At 65.9% G+C, this 14,840-nt stretch carries 16 protein-coding genes; 8 read left to right on the forward strand and 8 right to left on the reverse strand.

Annotated features, from left to right (window positions below; all coding sequences use genetic code 11):
• Positions 1 to 50: 50 nt before the first annotated feature.
• Positions 51 to 830: a class II aldolase/adducin family protein gene (locus tag AC1VNY_RS30070; protein WP_028345351.1), complete on the reverse strand. Its 780-nt coding sequence runs from the start codon at positions 828 to 830 to the stop codon at positions 51 to 53.
• A gap of 146 nt (positions 831 to 976) precedes the next feature.
• Positions 977 to 2,626, reverse strand: a complete 1,650-nt coding sequence (locus AC1VNY_RS30075; RefSeq protein WP_137476441.1) for a glycosyltransferase family 39 protein — start codon at positions 2,624 to 2,626, stop codon at positions 977 to 979.
• Between the two features lie 338 nt (positions 2,627 to 2,964).
• On the opposite strand from AC1VNY_RS30075, the gene AC1VNY_RS30080 reads away from it, so the two are divergent.
• Positions 2,965 to 3,846 carry a DUF308 domain-containing protein gene (locus tag AC1VNY_RS30080; RefSeq protein ID WP_482407907.1) on the forward strand — a complete coding sequence of 294 codons (882 nt, stop codon included), beginning with the start codon at positions 2,965 to 2,967 and terminating at the stop codon, positions 3,844 to 3,846.
• A 278-nt stretch (positions 3,847 to 4,124) separates the two neighbouring features.
• Entirely contained in the window at positions 4,125 to 4,538 is a 414-nt protein-coding gene (locus AC1VNY_RS30085) for a Ros/MucR family transcriptional regulator (protein ID WP_018270656.1), read from the forward strand.
• 4 nt (positions 4,539 to 4,542) lie between these two features.
• Here the strand turns inward: AC1VNY_RS30085 and AC1VNY_RS30090 are convergent, their stop codons facing one another.
• Positions 4,543 to 4,974, reverse strand: coding sequence for a SufE family protein (locus AC1VNY_RS30090; protein WP_304499400.1), 432 nt, complete (start codon positions 4,972 to 4,974; stop codon positions 4,543 to 4,545).
• 145 nt (positions 4,975 to 5,119) lie between these two features.
• The gene (locus AC1VNY_RS30095; protein WP_028345346.1) at positions 5,120 to 5,500 is read right to left on the reverse strand and encodes a DUF5330 domain-containing protein; all 381 of its coding nucleotides are present in this window, start codon (positions 5,498 to 5,500) and stop codon (positions 5,120 to 5,122) included.
• Positions 5,501 to 5,933: 433 nt separating this feature from the next.
• Between AC1VNY_RS30095 and AC1VNY_RS30100 the strand changes: the two genes are divergently transcribed.
• Positions 5,934 to 7,745: a PAS domain-containing sensor histidine kinase gene (locus AC1VNY_RS30100; RefSeq protein WP_482407908.1), complete on the forward strand. Its 1,812-nt coding sequence runs from the start codon at positions 5,934 to 5,936 to the stop codon at positions 7,743 to 7,745.
• A gap of 7 nt (positions 7,746 to 7,752) precedes the next feature.
• On the forward strand, positions 7,753 to 8,478 hold the full coding sequence (locus AC1VNY_RS30105) for a peptidoglycan-binding domain-containing protein (RefSeq protein WP_482407909.1): 726 nt from the start codon (positions 7,753 to 7,755) through the stop codon (positions 8,476 to 8,478).
• A gap of 119 nt (positions 8,479 to 8,597) precedes the next feature.
• Here AC1VNY_RS30105 and AC1VNY_RS30110 read toward each other — a convergent pair whose 3' ends face one another.
• Together AC1VNY_RS30110 and AC1VNY_RS30115 are read right to left on the reverse strand one after the other, a co-directional pair.
• Positions 8,598 to 9,287, reverse strand: coding sequence for a hypothetical protein (locus AC1VNY_RS30110; RefSeq protein WP_482407910.1), 690 nt, complete (start codon positions 9,285 to 9,287; stop codon positions 8,598 to 8,600).
• Positions 9,288 to 9,307: 20 nt separating this feature from the next.
• Positions 9,308 to 10,237: a hypothetical protein gene (locus AC1VNY_RS30115; protein WP_482407911.1), complete on the reverse strand. Its 930-nt coding sequence runs from the start codon at positions 10,235 to 10,237 to the stop codon at positions 9,308 to 9,310.
• A gap of 225 nt (positions 10,238 to 10,462) precedes the next feature.
• Between AC1VNY_RS30115 and AC1VNY_RS30120 the strand changes: the two genes are divergently transcribed.
• The gene (locus tag AC1VNY_RS30120) at positions 10,463 to 10,807 is read left to right on the forward strand and encodes a DUF1491 family protein (RefSeq protein ID WP_482407912.1); all 345 of its coding nucleotides are present in this window, start codon (positions 10,463 to 10,465) and stop codon (positions 10,805 to 10,807) included.
• Here the strand turns inward: AC1VNY_RS30120 and AC1VNY_RS30125 are convergent.
• Positions 10,804 to 11,736: a DUF2336 domain-containing protein gene (locus AC1VNY_RS30125; protein ID WP_482407913.1), complete on the reverse strand. Its 933-nt coding sequence runs from the start codon at positions 11,734 to 11,736 to the stop codon at positions 10,804 to 10,806. The two genes, AC1VNY_RS30120 and AC1VNY_RS30125, sit on opposite strands and share 4 nt — an antisense overlap.
• A gap of 295 nt (positions 11,737 to 12,031) precedes the next feature.
• Between AC1VNY_RS30125 and AC1VNY_RS30130 the strand changes: the two genes are divergently transcribed.
• Positions 12,032 to 12,226, forward strand: coding sequence for a hypothetical protein (locus tag AC1VNY_RS30130; RefSeq protein WP_024579523.1), 195 nt, complete (start codon positions 12,032 to 12,034; stop codon positions 12,224 to 12,226).
• A gap of 16 nt (positions 12,227 to 12,242) precedes the next feature.
• The gene (locus tag AC1VNY_RS30135) at positions 12,243 to 13,010 is read left to right on the forward strand and encodes a hypothetical protein (RefSeq protein WP_482407914.1); all 768 of its coding nucleotides are present in this window, start codon (positions 12,243 to 12,245) and stop codon (positions 13,008 to 13,010) included.
• Here the strand turns inward: AC1VNY_RS30135 and AC1VNY_RS30140 are convergent.
• On the reverse strand, positions 13,007 to 13,867 hold the full coding sequence (locus AC1VNY_RS30140; RefSeq protein WP_304499408.1) for a LysR family transcriptional regulator: 861 nt from the start codon (positions 13,865 to 13,867) through the stop codon (positions 13,007 to 13,009). The two genes, AC1VNY_RS30135 and AC1VNY_RS30140, sit on opposite strands and share 4 nt — an antisense overlap.
• 91 nt (positions 13,868 to 13,958) lie before the next feature.
• On the opposite strand from AC1VNY_RS30140, the gene AC1VNY_RS30145 reads away from it, so the two are divergent.
• The gene (locus AC1VNY_RS30145; RefSeq protein WP_482407915.1) at positions 13,959 to 14,801 is read left to right on the forward strand and encodes an MBL fold metallo-hydrolase; all 843 of its coding nucleotides are present in this window, start codon (positions 13,959 to 13,961) and stop codon (positions 14,799 to 14,801) included.
• The last annotated feature ends 39 nt before the right edge of the window (positions 14,802 to 14,840 follow it).

Consider the following 14,840-nt stretch of genomic DNA (forward strand, 5'->3'; position numbering starts at 1 on the left):
GGATAGTGCAGAGGGTGTTGGCCGTTAGCTTAGCCGAAGATTGTGAAATTTCAATCACGATAGCCGGGATTGACCCGGTCGAGCTTGCGCAGCAGCGGCGGCCAGACCAGCTGGGTCGAGCGCAGCTCGGCGCGGTCCGGGTTGGAGAGAAGCTCGGTGTTCTTGTCGATCGCGTGCGGGTCGACCGGATAGGCGATCGGTCCGAGCGCGCGGGTCGCCACCTGCATCGAGCAGGCGCGCTCCAGATGGTACATCCGCTCGAACGCGGACGCGACCGAGCGGCCGACCGTCAGGGTGCCGTGATTGCGCAGCAGCATATGGTTCTTGCTGCCGAGATCGCGCTGCAGGCGCGGACGCTCGTCATGATCGAGCGCGATGCCTTCATAGTCGTGATATGCGAGGTCGTGGGTGACGAGCTGCGCGGTCTGGTTCAGCGGCAACAGGCCCTCGGGGCCGCTCGACACCGCGGTGCCGTCGACGGTGTGTAGATGGAGCACGCAGCCGGCGTCCTCGCGCACCTCGTGGATCGCCGAATGAATGGTGAAGCCGGCCGGGTTAATGCTGTAGTCGCTCTTCGAGAGCTGGTTACCGTCGAGGTCGACCTTGACCAGGCTCGATGCGGTGATCTCGTCGAACATCAGCCCGTAGGGGTTGATCAGGAAGTGGTGCTCGGGTCCGGGGACGCGCGCGGAAATGTGGGTATCGACCAGATCGTCCCAGCCATAGAGCGCGACCAGCCGGTAGCAGGCGGCGAGATTGATCCGCTGCTCCCATTCCGCCGCACTCATATCCGACGGCACTTCCTTCAGGCGCGCTTCCGCTGGCGACATGGCCGATTGCTCCATTGATGACGTTATTGCTTCGTCGAAGCCTAGCGCCGCCACCGGACCGCAGCAAGGCAGAGTAACGGCGTGACAGTCATGTCGGCATGCGGCCCACGCTCCGAACGGCGATCGTCAGTGGGCAGCGTGATGCGTTACGGCGCCGGGATCGCCAGCAGGCTCGAGATGCTGCGGCCGCGGATATCGTAGACGCGGGCGAACACGACGTCGTCGCGCTTGATCTCGACCATCACAGGCGCGGCCAGGCCCTTACAGTAGAATTCGCCGAGCGTCATCGCGAAGTCGGCAGCATTGCTGTCCCAGCCGATCGTGAAGTCGGGGCCGAGCGCGACCTGCGCGGGGCGCTGCGGTCCGCACACCGCGACCTTCCACTTGCGGTTCTGCGGCGGCACTTCCTGCCGCTCCGCCAACTGCTCGCGCAGCCCGTCGGATGCCTGCTTCAGCGCCAGGCCCCAATAGTCCAGCATGAAGAAGTTGTCCGCGGTCCGCACCGTGCCGGCGATGTGGTTGAAGTGCGTGTACTGATACGGATGCAGGCGGATCATTTCGCTGAGCGGCAGCAAGAGGCCGAACGCGAACACGGCGAGCGCCGCGGGCTGCCAGGCGCGGCGGTTCTCGCCGAGCCAGTCCATGCCGCGCGCGAATGCGACGCCGGCCAGCACCGTCATCGGCGGAATGACGAAGATGAAGTGACGAATGCCGTTATAGAGCGCCGGCCGCTTCACCATCGCGATCACCAGCGGCAGCGTCGCCGCAAGCGTCAGCATCAGCATGATCGACTTGCGCTTTGCGGTGACGTCGTAGCGCGACAGCGACATCAAGGTGATGACGACGGCGGCGGCCAGCAGCACCAGCAGTACTTCGGGAAGCTGCAGCGCGAACAGAGTGGGCAGATAGGACCATGGCATGTCCGGCACCGACACCAGCGCGCCGTCGAACATCTCCTTCCAGGGTTTCTCGAAGAAGTGCGAGAAATAGGTCACCGCTTCGAGCGGATGTCCGGGCTCCATGATCGACCATGGCCAGATCAGGCCCATCACGAGATAGCCCAGCACAAGTCCCGGCAGCAGCACATAGACGACATGGGCAAAGCGGTGGGTCGCCTCACGCGGGCCCTGCTTGCGGAACTCCTCGATCAGGAGCGGGACGAAGCCGACCACGGCGTAGATCAATGCGAGCCCGCCAAGCACGCGGCAGCCGATCGACAGGCCGGCCCCGAGGCCGACGATCAGGATGGTGCGCGGCGAGGGCGCCGGATATTCCTCGATCAGGCGCACGAGGCCCATGATCAGGACCACCATCGCCACGGCGAACGGCGCATCCTTCGGATTCATGAACATGTGGCCGTAGAAGGTCGGGCACAGCGCCAGCAGCAGCAGCGCCGCCAGTCCTGCCAGCGGGCCGCCGACGCGGCGCGCCAGGCGCCAGGTTACCGCAAGGCCGATGACGCCGACGATTGCCCCGAGCAGGCGGCGCGTCTCGAACAGTTCGAGCGGAATGATCTTGTGCAGCAGGGCCGCGGCCATGTCGAAGCCGCCGCCGTACATATACAGATTGGCAAACGACAGCGCGCCGGTGTCCTTGAACCCGGACCCGTACATGCGCAGCAGGAGGTCGGCATATTCAGCGTGGGTGTAATCGTCCCAGCCCAGACCGTAATCGCGGAACGTCAAGCCGGCGACCACGGCGACCACGCCGAGGACGAGGACAGCGAGATCGTCGCAGGTCTTCTCCACCGAGCGCCGCGCAGGCGCCTCGAGGGCAGACGTCGTAATCGATGACATAGCTAGTGATACCGGCGTGCCTGTGGCCCAGATTGGCGCTTTAGGGCCTCATTCCCCGGCATCCATAGCGCAGTTCCGTTTCCAAGTAATTGGTAATTGTGGCGTAATTTCCCAGATGCGTTGCAATAAATTGGCAGCAATTCGTAGCCAGTAGATCTACGGGAGCTGGCTGCCGGACAGCCGCTGCAGCCGCGGTGAAGCAGCGCATCGCGCCCGGTTAAGCGGGATTTTAGGGAACTCTGTCTACAATTGGCGGTTGGCGGTGTGAGCAATATGACGGTATCGTGGCGTTGGTGGCCCGCGCCGATTTTCGGTCGGGTCTCCCGGGGGTTAGTTCGATGAAGGTTGGTCTGTTGGTCGTCGGCGCGGGCCTGGTCGTGGCGGGCTTGGCGGCGATCGGCCTCGGAATTCCAAACAAGGAATTCAGCGTCGGCGGCACGTTGATCGCAACAGGCGTGACCGGCGCATGTACCGGCGTGATTGTTGTGGCCCTTGCCGCCATCCTTCGCGAACTCCAGGCCATGGGCGACCGGCTCGATGCCGTCGTTGCCGTGGGTCTGCGGTCCGGGTCGTCGTCTGCAACTTCCCCGCGCGGCACTCCCGACGATCCGGTGTTCCCACCGCCTGAGCCGAAGGTGTCGGCGCCTCCGCCGCTGGCTCCAGCGTCCCCGCCATCCGCGCCGACGGCGCCGCCGCCCTGGCACGATGAAATCGCCTCGCGCGGCGCATCAGGCGAGGTGCCGGCGGCCGCGCCCGCGGATGGCACGGCACCGCCCAAGCGGCGCAATCTGCTGTTCTCCTCCTCGCGCAAGGAGCGCGAACGGAGCCAGGGGCGTGCCGCCGAGCCGCTCACGCCGGATCTGTTGTCGCCGGAACTGCGCTCGAATCCGGGCGGTTCGGCCGAACCGGCGCCGGCAACCTTCGATGATGCCTGGCCGAAGGCCGACCGGCCGCGGTCGGTCGACGTCGCCCCCCGGCGCGGGCCCCGGACGCCATCGACCTTCGGCGAGGCCCAGTCGGCCGCCGCAGCCTCGCCGGCATCGGGCCATCCGCCGCCGCCCCAGGAGCAGCCGCCGGTGACCGTGCTCAAATCCGGCGTCGTCGACGGCATGGCCTATTCGCTCTATTCGGACGGATCGATCGAGGCGCAGATGCCGGAGGGCATGATGCGATTTGCCTCGATCGACGAGCTCAGGTCGCACCTGGAGCAGCGGCCTTAAGATCCGGGCTGGAGCCATTTCCGTTCCGATTGAATCGGAACGGGGCTCTGGATTCTGGTCTGACGCGTTTTCTGCACGCGAACCGGTGTCCCCTTCGCTGGAAAACGCTCTAATACTTGCGCGCGGCCGGCCCGAGGCCGGAAACGCGGCCGTTGTTGTCAGATTTGCTGCAATTCGTGCATATTCGCAAAGTAGTACGCGATTCCATTAATGTATTGCTGCGCATGGATACTGTCCGGTGGGCGCCGGGCTGTCGATAGCACGGGGAAGATTGAGCCATGTCCGATACGTCAGGCAAAACGCCGGTCGAGCTGACCGCCAACATCGTTTCGGCCTACCTCAGCAACAATCCGACGCCGGCCTCGGACATTCCGAACCTGATCAGCCAGGTCCACTCCGCCTTGCTGCGGGTGTCGAGCGGACGCAGCGACACGCCGAGCGAGCCGGCCAAGCCTGCGGTGTCGATGAAGAAGTCGATCACGCCCGAATATCTGGTGTGCCTCGAGGACGGCAAGCGCTTCAAGTCGCTGAAGCGCCATCTGCGCACCCAGTACAACATGACCCCGGAGCAGTATCGCGACAAATGGGGCCTGCCGGCCGACTATCCGATGGTGGCGCCGAACTATGCGGTGGCGCGCTCGCAGCTCGCCAAGAAGATGGGCCTCGGCCAGCAGGCGCGGAAGCGGAAATAAGAGATTACGCGGCGGACGCCAGCGCCTCGCGCGCATCGTTGCGAATGCGGTCGACCATCGAGCGCAGGCCGTTGGAGCGCTGCGGCGTCAGATGGTCGCGGAAGCCGAATTCGTCGAACAGCGCGAGTGCGTCGGTGCCGAGGATTTCCTTGGGCGTTTGCCCGGAAAACAGCGTCAGCACGATCGCGACCAGGCCGCGCACGATGTGGGCGTCGCTATCGCCGATATAGATCAGGCGCGGTTCGCCGTTGGCACCGCGCTCGATGCGCTTCGACAGCCAGACCTGGCTGACGCAGCCCTGCACCTTGTTTTCGGCCGAGTGCTCCGCCTCCGACAACGGTTCGAGCGTGCGGCCGAGCTCGATGACATAGCGGTAACGGTCGTCCCACTCGTCCAGCAGCGCAAAATTGTCCCTGATTTCGTCGATCGTCGTCATCGTGGCCCGCGTCCTGTCCTTGACGGCTTATATAGGAAGGCGGGCCGCGAAAGCGATGAAAATGGACCCGGTTCCCGGTTGTTTTGACGGGTTTTCTTCAACGCGAACCGGGATCCGCTTCGCGCGACAGCGCTTTGGTTTCCGCTCACGGCGTCGGCGGCAGGCGGAATTCGATCGACTGGTCATCCGCGGTCAGCGTGTCGCGGAACGCGGTGGCTGAATCGGTATCGTCCTTGCCGATCGAGCCGGTGTGGTCCGGCGGCTTCTTGTCGGTGATGATCTGGTAGAGCTTGCGCGCCCCGTCGGTCGCGCGCTGGCCGATCGCGGTCGCGGCCTGGCCGCCGACCTCGCAGGCGGACGGCTGGCGCTTGCAGAACTGGCCCATGTCGTTGATCGTCGCGGTCGCGGCCGACACCGCATCCGACGCGCTGATCGGCGGCGTCTTGTCCGCCTCGGGTGTTTTGTCTCTCGGCAGCAGCACGAGCACAAGCCCGAGCCAGAATGCCAAACGCAGCAGGAAGAACATGGCGCGATCCCGGTCGTCTGTCTTGTCTTGCTTCTTGCGCGGTCGATGCCGCTATTGGCCTTGAGGGTTAGCATCGGTCGATAAATCGGAAGTATCTGCATTGAAGTAAATCCGCCGAAAAATCGCGGAAAATTCGCCTGAATTGATTCGCCGTAAATTTTCGATTGATGGCGCCCGACGCGCGCCGGATGCGCAGGATCCGCCGCGTCCACCATTTCGAAACCATAGATTGTCGCATCCGGAAACCAGCCGTTCACCATCCCCGACAAATGGCCGGTGAATAGCGGGTCAAACCCACTCCAATGCACGGTGTTTGGCGGCAGGCCGCCCAGCCTTAGCGTTCGCTTAAGTTCGCTCTGACAGGTTGACCTGCAATCACGAAGGAGGCGTTGCGGCGCGTCTGTGTTGACGATTGAGCCGAAGCGCGAGTGCTGTGAGTAGTTTGAGTCTGATCCGCGATTGCCTGGATGCGCTGCTGCATCCGTCGGCGCAATATGATGCGCTGACGCGTGCGCGCCATCGTGCCTTCATGGCGCCGCGGCTGCTCGGCAGCCTGGCGGCGCTTGCCTCGTTCCCTGCCTTTCTTGCGATGCGCGGTGCGCCGACGGCGATCGAGGTCGCGGCATTCGCCTGGCTGATCGCGCCGATCCTGCTGTCGTGGTTCCTGTCGCGCACCGGCCGCTATGAAGGCGCGCATGTGCTGTCGTCGCTGGCGCTCGCCGGCCTCGTGATGATGATCGCGGCGACGACCGGCGGCATCGCCTCGTTCGCCGCCGTGTGGCTCGTCGTCATTCCGATCGAGGCGGCGCTGTCGGCCTCGCGGCGCGTGGTGGCGTTTGCGTTCGCGCTGGCGATGATCTGCGCGGCGCTGCTGAGCGTGCTCGGCCATTATCATGTGCTGCCGGTCGTCGATCCCGCGGTTGCTTCGAACAATACGCTCGTCGGGTTCGGCGTCGTGTCGGCGATCTTCTACGCCGCCGGACTCGCCTTCGGCGCGGAGTCGTTGGCGCGTACCAGCGTGGCGCTGCTCTATGTCGAGGAAGAGCGCTACCGCCTGCTCGCGCATAACATGAGCGACGTGCTGTCGCGGCACAGCCGCAACGGCGCCGTGCGCTTCATTTCCCCCGCGGCCGAGAACATGCTCGGCGTGCCGGCATCGCGGTTGTTGGGCCACGGCCTGTTCGACCGCGTTCATGTCGCCGATCGCCCGGCCTATCTCACGGGGCTGTCGGACGCCGCACGCGGTGACTCGCGCAGCGTCGAGTTCCGCGTGCGCCGTGACGGTGCGCGGGGCGAGGTCGCCGCCGAATTCATCTGGGCCGAGATGCGCTGCCGCCCGCTCGATCAGGCCGCCGCCGATGCCGAGGTCGTTGCGGTGATCCGCGACGTGACCGATCGCAAGGTGCAGGAGCAGGCGCTCGAACAGGCGCGCAATGTGGCCGAGCAGGCCGATGCATCGAAGACGCGCTTCCTGGCCACCATGAGCCACGAACTGCGCACCCCGCTCAACGCCATCATCGGCTTCTCCGAGATGATCGCGCAGGAAGACGTGCTCGGCCTCGACGTGGCCCGCCGCAAGGAATACGCGCAGCTGATCAACGATTCCGGCCAGCATCTGCTGTCCGTCGTCAACGGCATCCTCGACATGTCGAAGATGGAGTCGGGCAATTTCGAGATTTCGCCGGAGCCGTTTGCGCCGCGGCCGGCGCTGCTCAATTGCTGCAATCTGGTGGCGTTGAAAGCGCGCGAGAGCGGCGTCGACCTCGTCACGCGCGTGCCCGACGATCTGCCGATCGTGAACGGCGATCCGCGCGCGTTCAAGCAGATCGTGCTCAATCTGGTCTCCAACGCCATCAAGTTCACCGAGCGCGGCGGCAAGGTGACGGTGTCGGCCGGCGTGGAGGGATCGCGGCTGGTGCTGCGTGTCTCGGACACCGGCGTCGGCATCGCCGCCGATGATCTCAAGCGGATCGGCGATCCGTTCTTCCAGGCCGGCAAGACCTATCAGCGCCGCCACGAGGGCACCGGTCTTGGTCTTTCCATCGTGAAGGGACTGGTCGGCCTGCACCACGGCGAAATCAATGTGGAGAGCAAGGTGGGCGAGGGCACCACTGTGTCGGTCGCGCTGCCGCTGGCGTTCACCCCGCCGGCCGCCGTCGAGCCGTCCAGCAATGTCTCGACCCTGAAGCCCGCGCTGCGTTCCGGACTACAAGAGCAAACCCATCAGGTGAAGAAGAGTGCCTAGACAGACTTTGGATGACGATGAAACGCCGCGCCGTCGCCGCGGCGCCAAGGCGGTGGCCATCGCGGCCGAGGAGGAACGTGGCCTCGTCCTGCGCCTGCTGCTGCACAGTCCGAAGGATCTGGTTGCCGGCGTGCTGGCGACGTCTGCCATTGTTGCGATCCTGATCAATGCGCTGTTCCTGCAGGCCGGCCGTCATCCGTCGCCGATGTTCGGCGGTTCGGTTGTGACGCTGCCGCCGCCGGCCCCGGTTGCCGCGGCCACCAGCCCGATACCGCGCCCGCGTCCGGCCGAGGCGGCTGCCCGATCGGCCGAGCCCGTCGACGTGAAGCCGGTGGAGACCAAGCCGGCCGAGACCAGGTCCGTCGAAGCCAAGCCGGCAGAACCCAAGGCCGAGGCCAAGCCGGTCGATCCGATGGCCAATCTGGTGCTGAAATCGACCACTGCGCCGCCGGCCGCAGCACCGTCCCCGGCCGCCGCGCCGTCCAGCGTCATTCGTCCGCCGGCGTCGATTCCGACACAGCATCTGAGCCCGGCCGGCAAACGCATCGCCGCGGTCCAGCGTACGCTGACGGAGTATGGCTACGGCCAGCTCAAGCCGACCGGCACGATCGGCGCCGATACCCAGCACGCGATCGCGAAGTTCGAGCGCGCCCGCAAGCTGCCGGTGACCGGCCAGATGTCCGATCGCTTGGTGCGCGAACTCAGCACGATGATCGGGCATTCGGTCGAGTAGCCTCTCTACGACGGCATTGAATGTGTATTCGTCATGCCCGGGCTTGTCCCGGGCATCCACGTCTCTGAGACTGTTGAAGCTAACACGTGGATGGCCGGGACAAGCCCGGCCGTGACGAGTCAGGGCGTCTCGCCCAGCAGAACGTCCCTGACCTCGTCGGAGAACAGCTTCCTGCGGCCGGCCAGCAGCACCCATTCCGGATCGTCGCGATCCGGAATGGCGCGCGGCATCCCGTGATCGAGCAGGGCCTGCGCGCAGCCCACCCAGTCGCCGCCGCTGACCGGCTCGTTGCAGGAGGCCCACGACAGGCTTCCGGACGCGTTGTCGCCAAAGCCGTGCTGCTCGGTCCATTCCGCGCCGTGCTCGAGCAGGAATCGTGTCAGCGCGGCATTGCCGCGGAACACCGCGTGATTGAGCGCCGACGCATCCCAATCGCCGCCACGCACCGTGATCGGCCAGCCGAGTTCGACCATCAGCCGCACCGCATCGTCGCCGCCTGCCGCGGCGAGCTCAGGAAGCAACCGCAATTGCTGCGGTGAAAGTGAACCCGGAAGATCGGGCCGGCCGGCCTGGATTCGCCGCGCCTCGCCCTCATCACCGCTGCTGCACGCCGCGACGAACCGCTCATCATCGGCAAGCGTCTCGTCGCCGGTGCGCTCGCGCAGCAACTCGGCGACCTCGGTCAGTCCGAATTGCAATGCGTAGCGGTAGGCGCTGAGACCATCCGGCGTCGTGACGTGCGGATCTGCGCCGGCGTCGAGCAGTGTCGCGATGCAGGTCCGCGACCGCTGCCGGCGGATCGCCCACATCAGCGGCGAGCCGCAATCGGTCAGCGGCGCGGGGCGGGTTGGTTCGGATTGCCGCCGTGCCGCAGCAGCAAGTCGAGCGCCGCCACGTTCTCGTCATCGAGCACCTTGTACATCGCGTTGGTTCCGGCGATCCGCGCACCATGCTCGAGCAGCAGGCCTGTCGTCACCGAGCCTTCGAGCGAGTGGTAGAGCGATTCATTGTCGTTCGGATTGGCGCCCGCTTCGAGCAACAGTCTGGTCAGTTCGAGATCGTGGTTGCGGCCGGCGGCGCCGTACAGCGCTGACAGCGGATTGCTGTCATCGGGTGCGTCGAGCGTTCCGGGCGGCCAGCGGCTGCTGATGTGCTGGTTGGGATCGGCGCCGGCCTGCAGCAGCAGGCGTGCGCAGCGATGCAGCCGGGTCTGAAATTCCGCAATCTGCAACAGGCTGGAATGCGTGACCGCGACCAGCGGCGGCAGTTTCAAGGGACCGCCGGGACGATTGACCCATGCTGGATCGTCGTTGGCGGTGCGTTGCACCGTCTCCTCGTCGCCGATGGCGCAGGCGAGATAGGGATCATCGGCGATGAGGCCGGGATCCTCGGTGAGCATCCGCGCCGCAACGCGCGGATTGGCGCGGTCGGTGGTGCCGGCGACGTCTGCGGCATAGACCAGCTGCAACCATCGCCGAACGCGATCGGCCTTGCTCTTGCCGGGCGGTAATTGTGCGTCGACATAGCGCCGCAGGTCCGGCCAGGAGGCGAAGCCGAGATCGCGCGCCACGCAGGACTGCGCATCGTGCAGCCGCAGATTGAGCGCAGCGATCTCAGTATCGCTGCGCCCGGCCGCAGCCGGAAGCGCATGCCGGAAACGCGCGTAAGCCTCCGGCGCCTGCCGCCGGTAAAGGCGAATGAGCTCCTTGGCCTGCCTCTTCAGATGTTCGAGATTCAATCGCGCGGGCGATCGGTCCATGGAAACCTCCGTGCATCATCGCCGATGGTCCACAAAACCGGCTGCACAAAGGCTTGGTTGGCCGCTCAATTGGTGCAAGTGGGTTCAACCCTTCCCGTGGACCCGGGCGCGGCTTGCACCGCAGATGCAAGGATATGGGTGACGATTGGTTCGGTCAACCCGCCGCTGCGTGACGACATCTGTGACAATTGGACGTGGCCGCGTCGCTGGCCTATAGGTCGGCGCATGCGATTGAAAACCAGCATATGGGTCGCGGCGTATTTGCGCCGCTGCCAGACCGAGGGCGTGTTCGGCGCAGTCCGCAAGAAGGGTGCCGAGGAAGCCGGTGCCGTATTCGTCAAGGTGGCGCTGATGGACGGCAACGCGATGCTGTATGCGCCCGCGCCGCAGGCAGTCTATGACGACAGCCGTCCGGTCGAGCGGCTGTTCGTGTCGACCGCGCCACAGCCGGTGTCCGAGCCCTCTATCGAGGAACGCTTGACCAAGGAGCTCCGCTTCGATCCCGACGCCTGGATTGTCGAGACCGAGGACCGTGCCGGGCGGCACTTCCTCGATCTGGCGAAGGGCTAACTTCCAGACTTCTGATTTCGGATAGCGGGCGCGCTGCCGGGCTGCAACGCGGGACGCGTCTGCGAGGATGCCGCGCGTACGCGATGGCGCTCGTCGTCATAGAGCGACGAGCGATACCTGGCGCGGGCCACCGCCATGGTCGAGCCGCGCCACGCCGCCAGCATCACCAGCGCCGAGCGCTCGCTCAAGCGATCGTAGAGCCGCGACAGCCGATAGACATAATTGACCGAGGAGCCGGCTTCGGGATTGAGGAACATCAGGATCCGCTGGAACGCGGCGCTCGACACGTCGAGTGCCCGCATCGCGCAGGCGAGCGGCTCGCCGCCGGGATCGTTGACCACATCGGCGGCGATCCGCGACGGCAGGATCAGCGCCTCGCCGAGTTCGAGCGTGAAGTTATCGAGGTCCTCGGCAAACGCCGCCATCTCCAGGATATGGATCGCGCGCGCGGCGCGCGCGGCGGGGATCCGCGCGGCGGCCTTCAGCGGCGTCTCCTCCAGATTGTGCAGGATCTGCGCGCGCTCCTTCGTGTTGGCGGCAAAGAACATGTCGGAGATTTCGGCGGCATCGTTCGGCCGCATGGCGAGGCTCGCGGCCATCCGCAGTTCGGCTTCGGTCGGGATCTTGGCCGGCAGCGCGGACGGTGAGGGCGCGGGAATTGGTGTGGCCGCCGGCATCGGCTGGTCGGGACCGACGCGGAGCAGCCCGAGCTTGTCCATGATCCCTGCGGGCGTGGTCGGATAGATCGCAAGACGCGCGCGGACCGCGGCGCGGGTCGCGTCGTCGACCTCGTCGATCAGGCGCGTCGTCAGCTCGACGAACTGGCGCTCTTCATCGGCGGAGTGTGCGCTCGCCTGCACATAGAGGTCGGTCAGGACGCGCAGCAGCGTCGGGCGGATGTCGACGCCCTCGCGACGGGAGAGCGTCATCAGCCCATCGAAACCAGGAAATAGCGGAGCTGCGCTCATCTCGGGCGTACGCGACTTGCCAGTGAACTTCGGTTTGAAATCCTTGTGGCAGCGAGCCTACGCAGGCTGTTTTAAGAGGCAGTTAAGGAAAACAAGCCGTGAAGGTGAATGCTCGAATTTGCGCGTGTCTATTAAGGCACAGCGCCATATCCGTAACCGTCCGTACCGGCGGCTTAAGATGTCATTAACCATGCGCGTTCTTAACTCGGCGTGCGCGGGGCAAATCATGTCCGTGCGGGGCCAGAGAGAACGGAACATGGGCACCATCGTTGAGTTTCCGGCGGATGCGGCTGCGCGGCGGCCGAGCATGGCCGGTGCTGCCGGCGAAGGCATGGGGACCGTACTGATCCTTCCCGTCGTCCGGATCGAGCGAACGACGGAGGAGACCGGCGGTGGTCGCGGACCGGAGCAGGGCACTGCGCAGGGCCGCCGTCGCCGACGCCGCTCCTGATCGCGGACATCGGGCAATGCCGGAGCTTGTGCAGCGGACCGTCGCTCGGCGGTCACTCCCGGCGCTGATCCTGCTGCTGGCAGGCTCGGCGCTCGCCGGCTGCAGCGGCGGCGATTTCGGCCGCACCCGCGCCGATTTCCGCAACGACGACATGCATCGCTGGATCGGCGCCGAGGCGACCGGCAGCATCGGCAAGAACGCCTCGCAATTCCAGCTCACCGAACACGAACGACAGCTGCGCGACCTCGCCTATCAGTTCATCGAGCCGCCGCTGTCGCGTCCGGCGTGGAAAAGCGTGTTCGGCGACTACCAGCCGCTGCCTTCGCCGTGGCGGCAGAGGGTCGTGTTCGATCGCACCGCCTATGGCCGCAATCTGATCGACGAGCCGCATCGCTCGTTCGCCTCGCGCTATTCGCTGCTGATCGACGAGGTGCGCGACGACATCACCCGCTTCGAGCCGTTCTTCGCCACCGCGATCCAGGTGATCGAGCTCGATCGCAAGCGCAATGCCAGCCTCCACATGATTGCCGATGTGTCGCCGCGCGAGCGCGCGGATGCGGTGGCGCGGATGGAAGAGAACACGCTGATCGTGCAATGGGTCCAGCAGGCCCTGGAGCGACGGATCTCGTCCTATCGCTGGGCGCTGGAGCGGCTGGTGATCCAGGCGCCCGACGGCATGGCCGCCGACGCCGAACGCCAGATCAACGAACTCGCCCGGCTCACCGCCAACGCACCGCTCGTCTCCGCGCCGGTGACAGGCCAGGCCGTGGTGACGAAGGGCTAGGCGCGCTTCGTTTTCTTCGCCGTCGATTTGACCCGGCGACTGTTGGCTTGCCGCGGCAGGCTCGCAATGAATGCCTTCAGCGCATCGGAGGGCGGCTGGGCCGAGGGGTAGGCGAGGCCGACCTGGCGCGTCACGTCGATATCGATCGCGCGCATCGCGACATCCGGATTGCCGCGCGCCACGCCCTCGGGGACGATCGCGACGCCGACCCCGGCCGCAACCAGCGCCATCGCCCACTCCTCGGATTCCGCGATCGCCACCGGCTTGCGCGGCGGTGAGGCACGCTTGAAGAATTCCTGCTGCTCGCAATGGCAACGATCGATCATCGGAACGCCGGCGAAGTCGGTGGTCCGCAGCGTCTCCTTCAGCGTCAGGGGATGCGAGGGCGGCAGTGCCGCGACATAGCGCTCACTCCACAGCGGGATGAAGTGCTCGCCGGCGCCGACCATGGTCTTGGCGATGATCCGTGCGTCGGCCTTCTCGCTGGCGCCGACCAGCCGGAGCGCAAGATCGCTATTGCCGGTCAGCGGCTTCAGCAGCGCGATGGTCCGGGCCTGATCGAGCGTCCGCAGCAGCCCGAGCGTCAGCGCCTGCCGCGTCGCGGGCTTGCGGAAGAGATTTCGCGCCGCGTCCGCCTCGTCGATGATCCGGCGGGCGATGCCGTGAAACTGCGCGGCGGACGCCGTCGGGGCCATGCCCTTCTTGTGCCGGATGAACAGCGTGGTGCCGAGCTCGGCCTCGAGATTGGTGATCGCCGCCGAGATCGACGGCTGCGAGATGAAGCAGCGCTTCGCCGCGGCGGTCAGATTGCGCTCGCGGTAGACCGCGGCGAAGTAGCGGAGTTCGCGGATATCCATCGGTATATCCTATCGCATGGATAGAAAGACAATATTTTACCTATGGAAACGCCAATGGCAAGTCTGCGCCTGTTACAGCGGAGGACCTGTCATGCGCATCCACCATCTCAACACCGGCACGATGTGCCCGATCGGAAAGCGGCTCGTGAACGGCAGCGGCAGCATCTTCCAGCGGGCGCGGATGGTCTGTCACTGCCTGCTGGTCGAGAGCAATGACGGCCTCGTGCTGGTCGACACCGGGATCGGGCTCGACGACATCGGCGACTCGCCTCGGCTCGGACGCAAATGGGTGCGGCAGACGACGCCGCGGCTCGATCCGGCCGAGACGGCGGTGCGGCAGGTCAAGGCGCTCGGCTTCTCACCGGACGATGTGCGCCATGTGCTGCTGACGCATCTCGATCGCGATCACGCCGGCGGCGTGCCGGACTTTCCGAAGGCCAGGGTGCACGTCCATCGCAAGGAGTACGACATGGCGGTAACGCATCAGGTCACGCCGCCGCAGGGGCGCTACATCACGGCGCAGTGGCAGCACGGGCCGGACTGGACCTTCTATGGCGCCGGTGGCGAGGACTGGTTCGGCTTCAAGGGCGTGCGCGCGCTCGGCGACCGCGAGCCGGACATCCTGATGATCCCGTTGCCGGGCCACACGCTCGGCCATTGCGGGATCGCGGTGCGCGACAAGGACAAATGGCTGCTGCATGCCGGCGACGCCTATTTCCACCACGCGCAGCTCGACGCGAGGCCGCGGATCCCTCTGGTGCTCGGCATGTTCCAGCGCCGCGCGGACATGGATCGCGCGACGCGCATCCAGAACCAGGGGCGGCTGCGGCAATTGAAGGCGGCGCATGGCGCTGATGTGACGATCGTCAACAGCCACGATCCCGTCGACTACGAGGCCTGCCGCTGCGGGCGGCACGCACTCGTCGTGAGCTAGCGCTTGCGAACGGCAGGCGGCGGGGCCGGAGCGGGGAGC

The organism is Bradyrhizobium ferriligni, from assembly GCF_056837965.1.